This is a genomic window from Claveliimonas monacensis, from assembly GCF_014982975.1.
Classification (GTDB): Bacteria; Bacillota; Clostridia; order Lachnospirales; family Lachnospiraceae; genus Claveliimonas; species Claveliimonas monacensis.
This window is the reverse complement of record NZ_JADCKL010000010.1, coordinates 80,264-98,544: the sequence shown is the minus strand read 5'-3', so window position 1 is coordinate 98,544 and position 18,281 is coordinate 80,264. Positions and strand designations below refer to the sequence as shown.

Below are 18,281 nucleotides of genomic sequence, written 5' to 3'. Positions count from 1 at the left end.
AAGCAGGGCTTGTAAGCTGTCTTGACTATTACAATGAGCGCCATGCTTTGAAGTTATGTTGAACCGCCGTATGCCGAACGGCATGTACGGTGGTGTGAGAGGGGAGAGAAAATCTCCCCTACTCGATTCCTGTCCGCTCAAAGCGGATCTGAAATACAGATGAAATGCAATTAGAATAATTTCCCCACCAGGTCGCTGACCAGCTTTCCGTCCGCTTTGCCTTTTACTTTGGGCATCAGGGTCTTCATAATGCGGCCCTTGTCCTTGGCTGTGGGGGCGTCGATGCCCAGCTCGGCGAGAGTGGCGTCTATGACCTCCTGAATCTGGGCCTCGTCCATCATCTTGGGCGCGTACTGCTCAAGGACAGCCAGACGGTGGTTGCACTCCCCGATGATCTCTGTGCGGTCCGGCGGAGTCATCTCCAGAGTCTCCTTTGTCTGCTTGATCTCCTTTAAGACAACCTGTGTCTCCTCCTCCTCAGTGAGGTCGGCTCTTTTGTCTATGGCTTTGTTTTTCAGCGCTGACAGAAGCATGGATAAGGTCTCTTTTGTCTCTTTGTCTCCCGCCTTCATGGCCTGGACCATGGCGCTTCTTACTTCATCAATTTTGCTCATTTGACTGTCCCTCCTATTGATATCTCCCTATATTATAGCGGAGCGAAGGAGAAATGAAAAGGATGATATAAACTTTTTGTGAAATCTCAGGATAAAATAATGCAGGATACGGACAAATCTGGTAAAATAACGTTCAGATGTGTGCGTCAGGCACACGTGTCAGCGGAGAGGAACATGTTCGGATATATTACCATTTGCAAACCGGAATTGAAGATAAAAGATTTTGAAAGGTATAAGGCTTTTTACTGCGGACTGTGCCAGGAGCTGAAGGAAAAGTACGGCATGGGAGGGCAGATGACCCTCACCTACGATATGACCTTTCTCGTCGTGCTCCTGTCTTCCCTCTATGAGTTCCAGACAGAAGAGGAGAGCCACAGGTGCAGGGTCCACCCGGCAAAGAAACAGAGGATGCTGCGGAATTCCGCGACTTCCTACGCGGCGGATATGAATCTTCTTCTTGCCTGGTATCATCTGAAAGATGACTGGGAGGATGAGAAGAAGGTATCCAGCCTGGCAGCAGGGAAACTGCTGAAGAGAAAGGCCGGCAGGATCGAGGAAACCTACAGGCGCCAGTCCCGTGTGTTTGAGGCTGCGCTTGGAGAACTGTCCCAGCTCGAGAAGGAGAAGAGCACAGATATCGACCAGACAGCCGGGTGCTTCGGGCGTCTCATGGAGGAACTGTTTGTATACAGAAAAGATATGTGGGAGCCCACCCTCCGCAGGATCGGCTTTTTTATGGGGAAATTTATCTATATAATGGATGCCTACGAGGATCTGGAGGAGGATCTGGAGAAGGGCCGCTATAATCCGCTGAGAGAGCTTCGCAAGAAGGAAGACTATGAACAGAGAGTGGGGGATATCCTCTGCATGATGATGGGAGAGTGCAGCGCAGAGTTTGAAAAACTGCCCTGCCTGACAGATATAGACATTTTGAGAAATATTCTGTATGATGGAGTGTGGAACCGATACCGGCTCATACAGAAGAAAAAACAGGAGGAGAAAAAGGGAAATGAGTAAAAATCCTTATGACGTGCTGGGGATTTCCCAGAACGCGTCGGATGATGAAGTGAAAAAGGCATACAGGGAGCTGAGTCGGAAATATCATCCGGATGCCAATGTGGACAATCCGCTGGCAGATCTGGCGGAAGAAAAATTCAAGGAAGTCCAGGAGGCATATGACGAGATCATGCGCCAGCGCTCCCAGGGAGGCAGCTCCAGCGGCGGTTTTGGCGGCGGAAGCAGGAGCTCTGCAGGCGGCGGATACAGGAATTATGGCTACCAGGGATACGGACAGCAGCAGTCCGCGGGCAGTGCCGGGGACAGCCAGCAGGATGTGGAGATGCAGGCGGCTATCAATTTTATCAACAGCAGGCGCTATCAGGACGCGCTGAATGTGCTGAACCGTATGCAGAACCGCACATCCATGTGGTACTATGCCAGCGCCTTTGCCAATGCAGGGCTGGGCAACAATGTGCTGGCAAGAGACCAGGCGGCCACAGCAGTCAACATGGAGCCAAACAATGTACAGTACCGGCAGCTGCTGAATCAGATTGAATTTAACAGCCGCAGGTATCAGAACAATCCATATGGGGGAGGCTATTACGGCTCGGGCAGCAGCTGTGGTACAGGAAATATGTGCTGTGACCTGTGTATTGCAGACCAGCTCTGTGAATGTATGGGAGGCGATCTTTGTACATGCATGTAAAGTCAAAAATGATGGCATTTGGCGGGCTTTCTCTCGCCCTGTGCATCCTTTTTATGGCGCTTGGAAGCGTTTTTGAGACGGGAACCCTGTTTTTCCTGGCCGCGTCCTCATTTTTCGTGGGGATCATGATCCGGGAAATGGGGATGAAGATGGGGCTGGCCTTTTATCTGGCGGCGGTCCTTCTCGGCTTTATCATTGCACCAAATAAATTTTATGTTGTGACCTTCGGGGCCATGGGGCTGTATATCCTGGTGATCGAGGGGGCGTGGCGGCTGCTTGCCAGAAACCCCGGCCGATTTCAGAAAAGAGGCCTGTTCTGGGGGATCAAATACCTGGTGTTCAATGTCATGTACATTCCGGCAGTTTTGCTTTTTCAGGAACTGCTGTTTTCCAGGGCGCTTACGCCGGTGATCCTTGCTGGTGTCCTTCTGGCAGGTCAGGTGGGACTGTGGATCTACGACAATGCTTATGAATATACCCAGGCTCACATCTGGAGCAGGATGCGGGGCAGGCTGCTCCGTCAGGGAGAGTCATAGATGTATAATTTCCTCTGTCTTTACAGATACTACCATTATCTACAGCAAGAAAGATAAATGGATAGAATGTAAGATGGAGGAAATTTTTATATGAAGGCAACCGGGATTGTAAGAAGGATCGATGACCTTGGGCGAGTGGTGATCCCCAAGGAGATACGAAGAACCCTCCGGATACGGGAGGGAGACCCGCTGGAGATATTCACGGACCGGGAGGGGGAGATCATCCTGAAGAAATATTCTCCCATTGGAGAACTATCCGCCTTTGCCAGACAGTATGCGGACAGCCTGGCTCAGACAGCGGGCTGCCTTGTGTGCATCTGTGATATGGATCAGATCGTGGCCGCGGCGGGAAGCGGGAAGAAGGATTTTCAGGAGAAATATATTGCCAGGCCGCTGGAAAAGATGCTGGAAGAGAGGAAGGATATCCTTGCTGCAGAGGGGGAGAAGAAATTTGTCCGGGTCACCGGCGAGGAGGATGACGGGTGCACACAGCAGGTCATCTGCCCCATCCTCTGCGAGGGGGATGTGATCGGCGGCGTCATGATCCTGGGAAGAGACGAGAAGAGGAAGCTGGGGGAGACAGAACTCAAACTGGCCTCCTGCGCGGCAGGATTTCTGGGAAGACAGATGGAACAGTAGAAAAATTTATATGGCACTCATAATCCGTCTGGGCGTTTCATATCCATTAGATAGGAAATAACTGGACAAGGAGAAAGAGAATATGGATAAAAAAGCCGGAAAAGAAACAAAGATACTGTGGGTCCTCAAAGCCCTGCTGCTTTCCTACGTGGTGACAGGAGCCCTTCTCCTTCTGCTGGCCCTTTTGCTGTACAGGCTGCAGCTGGATGAACAGGCGGTGTCGGCGGGGATCGTGGCCGTCTATATCGTGGCCACGCTGATCGGTGGGATGGCAGCGGGGAAAATGGCGAAGTCGAGACGGTTTCTGTGGGGGCTTGTGACAGGCGCTTTATATTTCGTTCTGCTCATCCTCATCACCCTGGGCGTGTACAGAACACTGGACGGCAGCGGCATTCACATGGTCACAACCTTTGTTCTGTGCGCCGGGGGCGGCATGATCGGGGGTATGATCTCCTAGAAGGCGCGCAAAAGCGAATATCCGGGATAGCTTAAAAGCTGAAAAAATACTTCCAAAACAGTAAGCCTTGTGCTATAATAGCAGAAGTCAAAGATGCGAAGGAGGATGTACAAGATGAAACATGTAAAGACATTAAATACACAGACACTGACAAACACAATGAAAAAAGGCGGCTGCGGAGAATGTCAGACATCATGCCAGTCTGCCTGCAAGACTTCCTGCACAGTAGGAAATCAGACATGTGAACAGAAGAAATAACGGATCGCAATTAAAAAAGAATCTGTTGAGGGGGCAGCGGCTTTCGGCCGCTGTTTCTTGTGGTATGGGAAAAAAGAAAATAGAAAGGGGTATCTGAAGTGATACATCAGTACCGTAATAATGGGTATAACATTGTCCTGGATGTGAACAGCGGGGCTGTGCATGTGGTGGATGAACTCTGCTATGATGTCATTGCCCATCTTGCTGCCGGGGAGGAGCCGGACGAGGCAGCCCTGGACAGGCCGGAGACGCTGGAGGGACTTCTGGCGGCGCTGAAAGACAGATATAAAGAAGAAGAGATCCGGGAGGCTCTGGAGGATGTAAAGGAACTGACCCGGGAGGGAAGACTCTTTACCAGAGATGTGTTTGAACCGATGATCGATCAGGTGAAGCAGAGGAAGACAGTTGTCAAGGCGCTGTGCCTCCATATTGCCCACGACTGCAACCTGGCATGCAAATACTGCTTTGCGGAGGAAGGCGAGTACCACGGCCGCCGCGCTCTCATGAGCTATGAGGTGGGGAAGAAGGCCCTGGATTTCCTCATCGTTTCTTCCGGAAACCGCAGAAACCTGGAGGTGGACTTCTTCGGCGGCGAGCCGCTTATGAACTGGCAGGTAGTCAAGGACCTGGTAGCCTACGGCCGGGAGCAGGAGAAGATACATAACAAACATTTCCGCTTTACTGTGACTACAAACGGAGTGCTCTTAAACGATGAGATCCAGGATTTCATCAACAAGGAGATGGACAATGTGGTTCTCAGCCTGGACGGGCGTAAAGAGATCAACGACAATATGCGTCCTTTCCGGAACGGCAAAGGCAGCTATGACCTGATCGTTCCCAAGTTCCAGAAACTGGCGGACAGCAGAAACCAGGAGAGATACTATGTCCGGGGCACGTTCACAAGGAACAACCTGGATTTCTCCAACGATGTCCTGCATTTTGCGGATCTTGGATTTAAGCAGATGTCCATCGAGCCTGTGGTGGGGGACGAGTCTGATCCCTACGCCATCCGTGAGGAGGACATTCCGAAGATCTGTGAAGAGTACGACCGTCTTGCAAAGATTATGATCGAGAGAGAAAAGGAAGGCAAAGGATTCAACTTCTTCCATTTCATGATCGACCTGGAGGGAGGACCCTGCGTGTCCAAGAGGCTGTCCGGCTGCGGATCCGGCACAGAGTACCTGGCCGTGACGCCCTGGGGCGATCTGTATCCCTGCCATCAGTTTGTGGGGCAGGAGGAATTCCTCATGGGAAATGTGGATGAGGGGATCACCCGGCCGGAGATTGCAGATGAGTTCCGGGGATGCAGCGTGTATTCCAAGGATAAATGCAGGGACTGTTTCGCAAAATTCTACTGCAGCGGTGGCTGTATGGCCAACGCCTACAACTTCCACGGGACCATTCACGAGGCTTATGACATCGGATGCGAGATGCAGCGCAAGAGAGTGGAGTGCGCCATCATGATGAAGGCAGCGCTGGCAGACGCGTCTGATGAAAGATAAAATGCAATAAAAAGAAAAGAGGATGTAGATCATGAACAAGAAAAAAGGCGTACTGAGCCTGATCCTGACAGCAGCTCTGATCATACTTCTTGCCTATACCTGTATCGTCGGCTTCGGCCCCACAGGCACGGGAGCTGCAAAAAATATTAAGCTTGGCCTGGATCTGGCGGGAGGTGTCAGCATCACCTACCAGGTGAAGGATGAAAATCCGACAGATGAGCAGATGAGCGATACGATCTATAAGCTCCAGAGACGTGTGGAGCAGTACAGTACAGAGGCAACTGTCTACCAGGAGGGAGACGACAGGATCAGTATCGAGATCCCCGGCGTGACAGACGCCAACGCCATCCTGGAAGAGCTGGGACAGCCGGGAAACCTGGAGTTCCAGACATCTGACGGCGAGACGGTCCTTACCGGCGCCGATGTGGCTACCGCTTCAGCAAGATCCGGACAGGATGATATGGGAAACACGGAGTACACTGTGGAGCTGGATCTGACAGATGAAGGAGCCCAGAAGTTTGCCGATGCAACAGAGGCCAATGTGGGCAACCAGATCGCTATCATCTATGATGGAGAGACTATCAGCAGCCCGGTTGTCAACGAAGCCATCACAGGCGGAACAGCCTACATTACAGGTGACTTTACATACGAGGAGGCAGAGAACCTGGCGTCCACTATCCGTATCGGTGGCCTTCAGCTCGGGTTGGAGGAGCTGCGCTCCAACGTGGTGGGAGCCCAGCTTGGCGAGCAGGCTGTCAGCACAAGCGTGCAGGCCGGAGCCGTGGGACTTGCCCTTGTATTTGTTTTTATGTGCTTTGTGTACCTGCTTCCGGGTCTGGCATCCAGCCTTGCGCTTCTGATCTATACAGGCATCGTGCTGGTGATACTGAATGCCTTTAATGTGACCCTGACCCTTCCGGGTATTGCGGGTATCATCCTTGGCATCGGTATGGCCGTGGATGCCAACGTCATCATCTTTGCCCGTGTGAAGGAGGAGATGACAAAGGGAAAGAGCGTGAGAAATTCGCTGAAAGCTGGATTCCACAAAGCCATGTCTGCCATCATAGACGGAAATGTGACTACCCTGATCGCGGCGGCTGTGCTTTGGTTCCGGGGAAGCGGAACTGTCAAGGGATTTGCCCAGACGCTGGCCATCGGTATCATCGTGTCCATGTTCACAGCCCTTGTGATCACAAGGATGATCGTGTACGCTTTCTATGCGGTGGGCATTCGCAGCGAGAAGCTGTACTACCGTCCGAGAAAGCAGAGAGAGCCCATCAATTTTGTGGGGAAAAAGGCCATTTTCTTCGCTATCTCTCTGATCCTTATCGTGGCCGGCTTTGGAGTGGCAGGATACAATGCGGCCAGAGGAAACGGGGCCATGAACTACAGCCTGGAGTTCCAGGGAGGTACGTCCACGAATGTAACCTTCAATGAAGATTACAGCATTGAAGAGATCGACGACCAGATCATTCCTGTTGTGGAGGAAGCCACAGGGGACCGCAATGTGCAGGCCCAGAAAGTGGCGGGCAGCAACCAGATCATCTTCAAGACCACCACGCTGGATCTGGATACCCGCGAGGCGCTGAATCAGGCCATGGTGGACAATTTCCAGGCGGATGAGTCGCTGATCACATTTGAGAATATCAGCTCCACAGTCAGCAGCGAGATGCGTATGGACGCCATTGTGGCGGTTATCACTGCCACGGTTCTGATGCTCCTTTACATCTGGTTCCGGTTCAAGGATATCCGCTTTGCAACAAGCGCTGTCCTGGCACTGCTCCACGATGTGCTGATCGTGGCTCTGTTCTACGCGGTGGCAAGGATTTCCGTGGGCAACACATTTATTGCCTGCATCCTGACCATTTTCGGATACTCCATCAATGCCACCATCGTCATTTTCGACCGTATTCGTGAGGAGCTGAAGCTGTCGCCGAAAAACGAGGCTCTTGACAGCATTGTAAACAGGAGTATCACCCAGACGCTGACAAGAAGCATCTATACATCGCTTACAACATTTATCACTATTGCAGTGCTCTTTGTCATGGGTGTAAGCTCCATCCGTGAGTTTGCCCTGCCGCTGATGGTGGGTGTTGTGTGCGGAGCTTACTCTTCTGTATGCATTACAGGCTCCCTGTGGTATGTGATGAAGACAAAGATCGGCGGAAAGAAGAAAGCGGCAGAGAAGACAGGAAAGAAGAAAAAATAATTTATAGAAGACAAAGAAGGGGTGTGCGGCTGGCCGCATGCCCCTTTTTGGACAGGGCGTTTTAGTGTGGAAATAAGACGAGGGAGTGTGCGAAGGAGAGAAATGGGATGAAAGAACGCTGGGTTTTGCTTAGAAAAGGTGCGGATTTTGCCGGGATCGGAAAGAAGTTTCACATCAGTCCCAGGCTCGCCTGCCTGATCCGCAACAGGGATATTGTGGGGGACGAACAGATAGAAAACTATCTCTACGGCACCATAGCTGACTTGGGTGACGGGATGCTGATGAAAGATATGGACCGGGCGGTGGAGATCCTGATGGAGAAGATCCGGGAGGGTGCGCCGATCCGCATTATAGGGGATTACGACATTGACGGCGTCTGTGCCACTTACATCCTTCTGGAAGGGCTGAAGGGACTGGGGGCTGTAGCGGACACGGACATACCGGACAGGATTACAGACGGGTACGGCCTGAACAGGCATCTGATCGACCGGGCTTTTGAGGCGGGGACAGACACCATCATCACCTGTGACAACGGCATTGCGGCCGCAGAGGAGATTGCTTACGGGAAAGGGCTGGGGATGACTGTGATCGTGACGGATCACCACGAGGTGCCCTTTGATGAGGAGGACGGAGAAAAGAAGTATCATTTGCCGCCGGCGGATGCGGTGGTGGATCCAAAGCGGACGGACTGCTCTTATTCATTCAAGGGACTGTGCGGTGCGGCTGTGGCCTACAAACTGATGGAGGCGCTCTATGAGGCCATGGGGAAGGACTCCTCAGATATCGACTATCTGATGGAGGAGGTGGCTTTCGCTACAGTGGGGGATGTGATGGATCTGACCGGGGAGAACCGGATCTTTGTCCGGCAGGGGCTGGAGATGCTGCAGTCCACTTCCAATCTGGGGCTTCGCGCCCTTATGGAATGTACAGGCATTGACAGAAAGACGGTCAATACCTACCACATAGGGTTTGTGCTGGGCCCCTGCCTGAATGCCAGCGGCAGGCTGGACACAGCCAAGCGGGCGCTGGCTCTTCTTGAAGCCGGGGCAAAGCAGGAGGCAGATGTGCTGGCCGGGGACTTGAAGGCTCTCAATGACAGCAGAAAAGAGATGACGGAAGAGGCGGTGCGCCAGGCGGCAGAGCAGGTGGAACACACAGAGGCGGGCCGTCAGAAGGTGCTGGTGCTCTATCTGCCGGACTGCCATGAGAGCCTTGCGGGGATCGTGGCGGGCAGGATCCGGGAGAGATACTGCCGGCCGGTCTTTGTCATCACCGACAGCGGGGAAATGGCAAAAGGGTCAGGACGCTCCATTGAGGCCTACCACATGTATGAAGAGATGAACAAGTGCAGAAATCTTTTCGTGAAGTTTGGGGGACACAAGCTGGCCGCCGGGCTGACTCTGAAGAAAGAAAATATTGAGAAATTCCGACAGGACATCAATGCAGTGTGCACGCTGACGGAGACAGATATGACAGAGAAGGTGTCCATAGATATGCAGATGCCATTTTCCTGTGTGACGGAGGAGCTGCTGGAAGAGCTGAAACTGCTGGAGCCCTTTGGGAAAGGCAACACAAAGCCGGTGTTTGCAGAGAAAAATGTCTCCATTGTCTCCTGCCGTCTCATCGGTAAAAATCGGAATATGCTGCGGATGCGGCTCTGTGACGGGGCCGGCACGGACATGGATGCTGTGTATTTCGGGGATGCCGTTGGATTCCTGGAGGAAGTGGGGGAAAGATACGGAAAGACGGTGCGGGATCATTTTTTTGAGGACGGATACCGCCGTATCCGGCTTTCTGTCACCTATTACCCGGGTGTAAACGAATATATGGGGCAGAAAACCATGCAGATTGTTGTCACCCACTATCAAATTGTTTGAAAAAACAGAAAATAGATGATATACTAAAGAATAACATTTTATTGACAGTTGATCTGAAGGAGGCAGTAAGGATGAAGCCAATAGAAGAATATGTGGTCAGTATACCGGATTTTCCTGAACGGGGAGTGATCTTCAGAGATGTGACCAGCGTGCTCCAGGATGCGGAGGGTCTGCATCTTGCGATTGACAAGATGCAGGAGAAGCTGGATGGAATAGATTTTGACGTGGTGGCAGGCCCTGAATCGAGAGGGTTCATTTTCGGGGTTCCCATTGCTTATAATATGAAGAAACCTTTTGTGCCGGTGCGCAAGAAAGGGAAACTTCCAAGAGAGACAGTATCCATTGAGTATGAGCTGGAGTACGGCACTGCTTCCATTGAGATGCACAAGGACTCTATAAAACCAGGACAGCGGGTGGTCATCATCGATGATCTGATCGCCACCGGCGGGACTACGGAAGCCATCATCAAGCTGATCGAGGGGATGGGCGGCGAAGTCGCCAGGATCATTTTCCTCATGGAGCTTGCCGGACTGAAGGGCCGGGAGAGGCTGAAAGACTATGACGTGGACTCTGTGATCATTTATCCCGGAAAGTAAGAGGCGGCAGACAGGTGGGAACAGAGCAGCAGAGAATAAAGAGAAGGGGGAGGGAACAGATATGGCAGTAATGACCTATGAATCGGACAGTAAAAACCGTATTGCGCCCGAATCTATTATGGAAAATCAGATGCTGGGGCTGGAGATTGTGGATGGCCATGCAGTGAAGTCTCCGGAGGATTACCAGGACCCGGAGCAGCTGTACCAGATGCTGATCGCCCGGATCCGAAAGTACCATCCATCGACAGATGTTTCCATGATAGAGAAGGCGTTTACGCTGGCAAAAGAAGCTCATAACGGGCAGTGCCGAAAATCCGGTGAGCCCTATATCATACATCCTCTCTGGGTGGCTATTATCCTGGCAGATCTGGAGATGGACAAAGAGACCATTGTGGCGGGTATGCTCCATGATGTGGTGGAGGATACGGCCGTGACAGACGAGCAGATCCGGCAGGAGTTCGGCGAGGAAGTGGCCCTTCTCGTGGATGGCGTCACTAAGCTGGGACAGCTGTCCTACTCCTCCGATAAGCTGGAGGTGCAGGCGGAAAATCTGCGTAAGATGTTCCTGGCCATGGCGAAGGATATCCGGGTCATTATCATCAAGCTGGCAGACCGGCTCCACAACATGAGAACACTCCAGTTTATGCGCCCGGAGAAGCAGAAAGAAAAGGCCAGGGAGACCATGGACATCTATGCGCCCATTGCGCAGAGGCTCGGTATTTCCAAGATCAAGACAGAGCTGGATGACCTGGCTTTGAAGTATTCTCAGCCGGAAGTGTTTTATGATCTGGTGGATCAGATCAATGCCAGAAAGACGGAGAGGGAAGAGTTTGTCCAGCAGATCGTAGAGGAAGTATCCCAGCACATTAAAAATGCGGGGATCAAAGCAGAGATTAATGGCCGGGTGAAGCATTTCTTCAGCATTTATAAGAAGATGGTGAACCAGGATAAGACAGTGGATCAGATCTACGATCTATTTGCTGTGCGTATCATTGTGGACTCGGTGAAGGACTGCTATGCGGCCCTCGGCGTGATCCATGAGATGTATACGCCTATCCCGGGGAGATTTAAGGACTATATTGCCATGCCCAAGGCAAATATGTATCAGTCTCTCCACACGACGCTGATGAGTTCTGTGGGCCAGCCTTTTGAGATACAGATCCGTACCCAGGAGATGCACAAGACGGCTGAGTACGGTATTGCCGCCCACTGGAAATACAAAGAGTCCAATGATGGGAAGAAGAACGTGAAGGCCCAGGAGGAGGAGAAGCTCAACTGGCTCCGCCAGATCCTGGAGTGGCAGAGGGATATGTCAGACAACAGGGAATTCCTCAGCATGCTCAAGGGGGACCTGGATCTTTTTGCGGAGGAAGTATACTGTTTTACTCCGGATGGAGATGTCAAGAGCCTGCCAAACGGTTCCACACCGGTGGATTTTGCTTACGCCATCCACAGTGCGGTGGGCAACAAGATGGTGGGGGCCAGAGTCAACGGCAAGCTGGTAAATATTGACTATAAGATCCAGAACGGTGACAGGATTGAGATCCTCACTTCCCAGAATTCCAGGGGACCCAGCCGGGACTGGCTGAATATTGTCAAGAGCACCCAGGCCAAGAACAAGATCAACCAGTGGTTTAAGAAGGAATTTAAGGAGGACAATATCGTCCGGGGCAAGGAGCTCATTGCCAGCTATTGTAAGACTAAGACCATTAATCTGACCAACATCATGAAACCCAAGTACCAGGAGGTTGTTCAGAAGAAATACGGTTTCCGGGACTGGGATTCTGTGCTGGCTGCCATCGGCCACGGCGGATTGAAGGAGGGCCAGGTGGTCAACCGGCTTATGGAGGAGTACAGCAAAGAGCACAAGCAGGAGATCACAGATGAGGTGGTATTGGAAAAGGTGGCTGAAGCTGCCAGAAATAAGGTCCATATCGCCAAGTCAAAGAGCGGCATTGTGGTGAAGGGCATCGATGACATGGCTGTCCGGTTCTCCAGATGCTGCAATCCGGTGCCCGGGGATGAGATCGTGGGATTTGTCACAAGAGGAAGAGGGCTTTCCATCCACCGGACGGACTGCGTCAACATGCTGCATCTGACGGATGCAGAGCGGGCCCGGCTCATCGACGTAGAGTGGGAGAGCGAGGTGGCTGAGGAAGAGGGCGGCCAGTATCTTGCTGAGATCAAGATGTACGCTTACGACCGCCAGGGACTTCTCATGGAGATCTCCAAGATCTTCACCGAGGCGAAGCTGGATGTAAAATCTCTGAATGTGCGCACCAGCAAAAAGGGAACTGCCACGATTGAGGCGGGATTTATCGTGCACGGACGGGAGGAACTCTCAGCGGTGTCCAAGAAGCTGCAGCAGCTGGACGGTATCATTGATATTGAGAGAGCGGCAGGGTAGAGGATGCCGGAAAACCTGATATAGATACACGATACACGGAGAATATACACAGAGGTATAGACAGAGTATGAAAATAGAAAAATTTGTCACAGGTATCATCAGCACAAACTGTTATCTTGTCATCAACGAGGAGACAAAGCAGACGGTTGTCATTGACCCGGCGGCCTGTCCCTCTTATCTGATGGGACATATCAAAAGCGAAGGACTGCAGGTGGAGGCTATTCTTCTCACCCACGGTCATTTCGACCATATTATGGGAATAGGAGACCTGCGCAGAGAGTTTCCGGTTCCGGTGTATGCCCACGAGGGAGACCGGGAGACTCTTCTGGATCCGTCTTTGAATCTGTCTATCAGCTACACAGACGGCTATACTTTTGACGGGGCTACCTATGTGCGGGACGGACAGACGCTGGAGCTGGCGGGAGCGTCCTTCCAGGTGATCCACACGCCGGGACACACCCCGGGCGGCGTCTGCTATTACCTGGAGAACGAGAAGGTGTTGTTCAGCGGCGACACTCTGTTCCAGAACTCAGTGGGCCGCACAGACTTCCCCAACAGCAGCATGTCGGATCTGATCCGGTCTCTCCGTGAAAAGGTCATGGCGCTGCCGGATGATGTGAAAGTGTACCCGGGTCATATGGGAGAGACTACAATCGGGCACGAGAGAAAGCATAATCCGTTTATTTAACGCAATTCCGGACGTAATACTTTTTAAAAGTATTACGTCCGGAATTGCGTCAACCCCCGTGTAATTGTGCATCGTGTCTGGTGCAACATACACAATAGGAAGGATGGACATACAAGATCATGATTTTTTTGAGCTGCAGCAACGACATGTATACATACAATACTTATCACCTTGCCAAGGCGTTTTTCCCGGAGGAGGATGTGCAACAGAATGTATCAGAGGAGATGGAAGATGTCTTTCGGATCACCTTCCCGGACGGCAGTGTCTTTGTGGTGAAGAAGGAGGATATCCCGGCGGAAGAGGACCGGAGCCGGAAAAAGTACGCTGTGGACGTGGCGCTCTATAAGGCCTGCAGAGAGTATACAGGAAAGGAGCTTGCCTGGGGGATCCTGACAGGCGTGCGCCCCACCAAGATCGCCATGCAGAAGCAGGAGCAGGGAATGGATGAGGAGTCCTTTGTAAAATGGTTCGGGGAGGACTCTCTTGTGAGCCCCGGGAAGGCTGTCCTTGCCTGGCAGATTGCCGGCCGTGAGAAGAAGATCCTGGGGCGGCTGGACTACCGCGACGGCTACAGTCTCTACGTGGGTATTCCTTTCTGCCCCTCTGTGTGCAGCTACTGCTCTTTCAGCTCCGGCCCCATTGATCTGTGGAAGGATCATGTGGAGGATTACCTGGGGGTACTGATGAAGGAGCTGGAGTGGATCGGGCAGAGAGCAGGGCGTCAGGGAAAGAAGCTGAACACGGTCTACATTGGCGGCGGTACCCCCACTACGCTGAGTGAGGAGCAGCTTGAGCGGCTGTTGTCCTGTATCGACCGCTGCTTTTCCTGGGAGCATCTGCTGGAGTACACGGTGGAGGCGGGACGCCCGGACAGCATCACGGAAGGGAAGCTGAAAGTGCTCCGGGCTCACGGCATCACCCGCATCTCCATCAATCCCCAGACCATGCAGCAGAAGACGCTGGATCTCATCGGGAGACGGCACACGGCCCGGGAGATCGAGGAGAGCTTTTACATGGCACGGAGCCTTGGGTTTGACAATATCAATATGGATCTCATTGCCGGGCTGCCGGGGGAGACGGCCGCTGACATGGCGGACACGCTGGAGAAGATCAGCGCCATGGGGCCGGACAGTCTGACGGTCCACTCCCTTGCCATCAAGCGGGCGGCAAAGATGGGACAGGAGAAGAGCACCACAGGCAGCATCGCGTCTCTTGCCGGGGATCCGGCGGCGATGGCCCGGGAGCTGTCCGCCATGATCGAGGAAGCCTACGGGGCGGCGCGCGGCATGGGACTTTTCCCATACTACCTGTACCGTCAGAAGAATATTGCCGGCAATTTTGAAAATGTTGGCTTTGCAAAGGTTGACAAAGCGGGAATTTACAATATACTTATTATGGAAGAAAAACAGTCCATTATTGCTGCGGGCGCAGGTTCCTCCACAAAGATCCTGCTGGATGAACCTATCATTGTTCCGGGCAGCAGACATGGCAGAAAGACAACACTTGTGCGGGTGGAAAATGTAAAAAATATCAGAGACTACATCACCCGTATTGATGAAATGATAAATCGAAAAGGAGAATGGTTATGGCGCTGAAGAAAAAGCCGGTCACAGGCATGAAGGATATTCTGCCCCGTGAGATGGAGATCAGGGATTACGTGATCCAGATGATCAAGGATACTTACAAAACCTACGGATTCATGTCCATGGAGACTCCCTGTGTGGAGCACATCGAAAATCTGTGCAGCAAACAGGGCGGGGACAATGAAAAACTGATCTTCAAGATCCTGAAAAGAGGAGAAAAGCTGAAAATAAAGGAAGCCCAGGAGGAGATGGACGTGGTGGACGGAGGACTCCGCTACGATCTGACAGTGCCTCTGGCCAGGTACTACTCCAACCATTCCAACGAGCTCCCATCCCCCTTCAAAGCCCTGCAGATCGGAAATGTATGGCGGGCTGACCGTCCACAGAAAGGGCGTTTCCGCCAGTTCGTGCAGTGCGATATCGATATTCTGGGAGAGGCCGGCAACCTGGCTGAGATTGAGCTGATCCTTGCCACCACGGCCATGCTTGGAAAGATGGGATTTGAAAATTTCACGGTCTGCATCAATGACCGGAATATCCTGAAGGCCATGGCTGCCTACAGCGGATTTGCAGAGAAAGACTATGACGAGGTCTTCATCATCCTGGACAAGATGGACAAGATCGGCCCCGAAGCCGTGGCCCAGGAACTGATGGAGCTTGGCTACACAAGGGAAAATGTGGACACCTACCTTCGGCTCTTTGACGAGACGCCGGGAGACGTCAGCGGCATCCGCTACCTGAAGGAAAAGCTGGGAGAGTATCTTGGCGATGAGACGGCAGAGAACATGGAGATGATCATGTCCAGCGTGGAGACTGCGAAGGAAGCGGAATTCAAGATCCGTTTCACCCCCACCATGGTGCGCGGGCAGTCCTACTACACAGGCACTATCTTCGAGGTGGTCATGGATGACTTCGGCGGTTCCGTGGCAGGTGGAGGTCGCTACGACAAGATGATCGGGAAATTTACAGGGCAGGATACACCGGCCTGCGGATTTTCCATCGGCTTTGAGCGCATCGTCATGCTGCTTCTGGAGAACGGTTACCAGGTTCCTTCAAAAGGGGAGAAAAAGGCATATCTCATGGAGAAAAACATGCCGAAGGAAGGCGTGCTCAAGGTACTCTCCCTGGCAAAAGAGGACAGGAAGGCCGGAAAACAGGTGCTGGTGGCCAACATGAAGAAAAATAAAAAGTTCCAGAAGGAGCAGCTTACTGAGGAAGGATACGACACCATCATTGACTGCTACGCAGACTCAGTAGACAGATTATAATAAAGATATAATGAAAAAGGAGAAGAGAAAATGGCAGAGTCAATGCAGGGCTTAAAGAGAACCCACCGCTGCGGGGAACTGTCCGCTGCCAACATCGGCGAGACAGTCACCATCATGGGCTGGGTGCAGAAAAACAGGAATAAAGGAGGTCTCGACTTTGTAGATGTGAGAGACCGGTCCGGTATCATACAGGCAGTGTTTGAGGAGGGCAAGACAGACAGCGCCCTTCTTGAAAAAGCGGCAAAACTCCGTGCGGAGTATGTGGTTGCCATTGTGGGCAAAGTGGAGAAACGTTCCGGCGCTGTCAACACAAACATCGCCACCGGGGAGATCGAGATCATCCCGGAGGAGCTGAGAGTGCTGTCTGAGGCGGAGACCCCTCCCTTCCAGGTGGAAGAAAACTCAAAGACAAAAGAAGAAGTGCGTCTTAAATACCGCTATCTGGATCTGCGCAGACCGGACATGCAGAGAAACCTGCTGATGAGAAGCCAGGTGGCCACACTGACCCGCCAGTTTCTTGCAGAAGAGGGATTTCTTGAGATCGAGACGCCGGTTCTTGTGGGAAGCACACCGGAGGGAGCCAGAGATTACCTTGTGCCAAGCCGTATCCACCACGGGCATTTCTACGCGCTGCCTCAGTCTCCCCAGCTTTTCAAGCAGCTTCTCATGTGCTCCGGATGCGACCGCTATTTCCAGCTTGCAAAATGCTTCCGGGACGAGGACCTGCGGGCAGACCGTCAGCCGGAGTTTACCCAGATCGACATGGAGCTTTCCTTCGTGGATGTGGATGATGTGATCGACGTCAATGAGCGCCTTCTGGCAAAACTGTTCCATGAGGTGCTGGGCGTGGAAGTATCCCTTCCGATCCAGAGGATGACATGGCAGGAGGCCATGGACCGCTACGGTTCCGACAAGCCGGACATCCGCTTTGGCATGGAACTGAAAGATGTGACAGAGACTGTAAAAGACAGTGAATTTGTTGTCTTTAAGAACGCTATTGAAAACGGCGGCACGGTCCGGGGTATCAACGCCAAGGGACAGGGCGCCATGCCGAGAAAGAAAATCGACAAGCTGGTATCTTTTGCAAAGGACTTCGGCGCAAAAGGACTTGCCTACATTGCCATCCAGGAGGACGGCACAGTGAAATCCTCTTTTGCCAAATTCATGACAGAAGAGGAGATGAAAGCCCTTATCCAGGCCATGGAGGGAGAAAACGGCGACCTTCTCCTCTTTGCGGCTGACAAAAATAAAGTTGTCTGGGATGTGCTGGGCAACCTGAGACTTGAGCTGGCCCGCCAGATGGACCTCCTGGACAAAAATGAGTACAAATTTATCTGGATTACCGAGTTCCCGCTCCTTGAGTGGAATGAGGACGAAAACCGCTACACAGCCATGCATCACCCGTTTACCATGCCTATGGAGGAGGATCTTAAGTATCTTGACACCGATCCCGGCAGGGTACGTGCGAAAGCCTACGATATCGTGCTGAACGGCAATGAGATCGGCGGCGGAAGTGTCCGGATCTTCAACCCGGAAATCCAGAGCAAAATGTTCGAGGTGCTTGGATTTACGCCGGAGAGAGCGCAGGAGCAGTTCGGCTTCCTTCTGACTGCCTTCAAGTACGGTGTGCCGCCTCACGCAGGACTGGCCTACGGACTGGACCGCCTTGTCATGCTTATGGCAAAAGAGGACAGCATCCGCGACGTGATCGCCTTCCCCAAGGTGAAAGACGCCTCAGATCTTATGACAGAAGCACCTACACTGGTTGACCAGAAGCAGCTGGACGAGCTGGGACTGGCTATTGTGGAGGAAGAAGAGAATTAGTTTTCCGGTTGGATAATAGAACAGCAGGGATATCTCGTGACAGAGATGTCCCTGCTGCTTTGTGATGATGGGAGATCCTGAGCGGTGCGCGTGGAGAGTGATACAAAAAAACGGAAAC

16 protein-coding genes are annotated in these 18,281 nt (G+C 52.4%); 15 read left to right on the top strand and 1 reads right to left on the bottom strand.

Annotated features, from left to right (window positions below; translation table 11 throughout):
• Nucleotides 1-170 precede the first annotated feature (170 nt).
• Nucleotides 171-614, bottom strand: coding sequence for a GatB/YqeY domain-containing protein (locus INF30_RS11500; protein ID WP_226395266.1), 444 nt, complete (start codon nt 612-614; stop codon nt 171-173).
• Between the two features lie 174 nt (nt 615-788).
• Between INF30_RS11500 and INF30_RS11495 the strand changes: the two genes are divergently transcribed.
• The 15 genes from INF30_RS11495 to aspS all read left to right on the top strand — a co-directional run bounded on the left by INF30_RS11495 (nt 789) and on the right by aspS (nt 18,163).
• The gene (locus INF30_RS11495) at nt 789-1,631 is read left to right on the top strand and encodes a DUF5685 family protein (protein ID WP_076777069.1); all 843 of its coding nucleotides are present in this window, start codon (nt 789-791) and stop codon (nt 1,629-1,631) included.
• Nucleotides 1,624-2,319, top strand: coding sequence for a DnaJ domain-containing protein (locus INF30_RS11490; protein WP_076777071.1), 696 nt, complete (start codon nt 1,624-1,626; stop codon nt 2,317-2,319). Before INF30_RS11495 ends, INF30_RS11490 begins: the two co-directional genes overlap by 8 nt.
• Nucleotides 2,310-2,855, top strand: a complete 546-nt coding sequence (locus INF30_RS11485; RefSeq protein WP_076777073.1) for a hypothetical protein — start codon at nt 2,310-2,312, stop codon at nt 2,853-2,855. Before INF30_RS11490 ends, INF30_RS11485 begins: the two co-directional genes overlap by 10 nt.
• A gap of 90 nt (nt 2,856-2,945) precedes the next feature.
• Nucleotides 2,946-3,494, top strand: coding sequence for a stage V sporulation protein T (gene spoVT, locus INF30_RS11480; RefSeq protein WP_076777075.1), 549 nt, complete (start codon nt 2,946-2,948; stop codon nt 3,492-3,494).
• 82 nt (nt 3,495-3,576) lie between these two features.
• Nucleotides 3,577-3,951 carry a TIGR04086 family membrane protein gene (locus tag INF30_RS11475; protein WP_076777077.1) on the top strand — a complete coding sequence of 125 codons (375 nt, stop codon included), beginning with the start codon at nt 3,577-3,579 and terminating at the stop codon, nt 3,949-3,951.
• A gap of 114 nt (nt 3,952-4,065) precedes the next feature.
• Nucleotides 4,066-4,209, top strand: a complete 144-nt coding sequence (gene scfA, locus INF30_RS11470) for a six-cysteine ranthipeptide SCIFF (protein WP_033126632.1) — start codon at nt 4,066-4,068, stop codon at nt 4,207-4,209.
• Between the two features lie 98 nt (nt 4,210-4,307).
• Nucleotides 4,308-5,711, top strand: a complete 1,404-nt coding sequence (scfB, locus tag INF30_RS11465) for a thioether cross-link-forming SCIFF peptide maturase (RefSeq protein ID WP_226395265.1) — start codon at nt 4,308-4,310, stop codon at nt 5,709-5,711.
• Nucleotides 5,712-5,742: 31 nt separating this feature from the next.
• Nucleotides 5,743-7,920 carry a protein translocase subunit SecDF gene (locus tag INF30_RS11460; RefSeq protein ID WP_076777082.1) on the top strand — a complete coding sequence of 726 codons (2,178 nt, stop codon included), beginning with the start codon at nt 5,743-5,745 and terminating at the stop codon, nt 7,918-7,920.
• Nucleotides 7,921-8,027: 107 nt separating this feature from the next.
• The gene (gene recJ / locus INF30_RS11455) at nt 8,028-9,797 is read left to right on the top strand and encodes a single-stranded-DNA-specific exonuclease RecJ (protein WP_226395264.1); all 1,770 of its coding nucleotides are present in this window, start codon (nt 8,028-8,030) and stop codon (nt 9,795-9,797) included.
• Between the two features lie 71 nt (nt 9,798-9,868).
• Complete coding sequence (locus tag INF30_RS11450) at nt 9,869-10,393, top strand: adenine phosphoribosyltransferase (RefSeq protein WP_076777088.1); 525 nt, start codon at nt 9,869-9,871, stop codon at nt 10,391-10,393.
• 61 nt (nt 10,394-10,454) lie between these two features.
• On the top strand, nt 10,455-12,800 hold the full coding sequence (locus INF30_RS11445) for a RelA/SpoT family protein (protein WP_083582490.1): 2,346 nt from the start codon (nt 10,455-10,457) through the stop codon (nt 12,798-12,800).
• 67 nt (nt 12,801-12,867) lie between these two features.
• Complete coding sequence (locus INF30_RS11440; protein ID WP_226395263.1) at nt 12,868-13,488, top strand: MBL fold metallo-hydrolase; 621 nt, start codon at nt 12,868-12,870, stop codon at nt 13,486-13,488.
• A gap of 119 nt (nt 13,489-13,607) precedes the next feature.
• Nucleotides 13,608-15,083, top strand: a complete 1,476-nt coding sequence (gene hemZ / locus INF30_RS11435) for a coproporphyrinogen dehydrogenase HemZ (RefSeq protein WP_226395262.1) — start codon at nt 13,608-13,610, stop codon at nt 15,081-15,083.
• Complete coding sequence (hisS, locus tag INF30_RS11430) at nt 15,068-16,339, top strand: histidine--tRNA ligase (RefSeq protein WP_226395261.1); 1,272 nt, start codon at nt 15,068-15,070, stop codon at nt 16,337-16,339. The genes hemZ and hisS overlap by 16 nt, the downstream gene beginning before the upstream one ends.
• A gap of 30 nt (nt 16,340-16,369) precedes the next feature.
• Nucleotides 16,370-18,163, top strand: a complete 1,794-nt coding sequence (gene aspS / locus INF30_RS11425) for an aspartate--tRNA ligase (RefSeq protein ID WP_226395260.1) — start codon at nt 16,370-16,372, stop codon at nt 18,161-18,163.
• Nucleotides 18,164-18,281 lie beyond the last annotated feature (118 nt).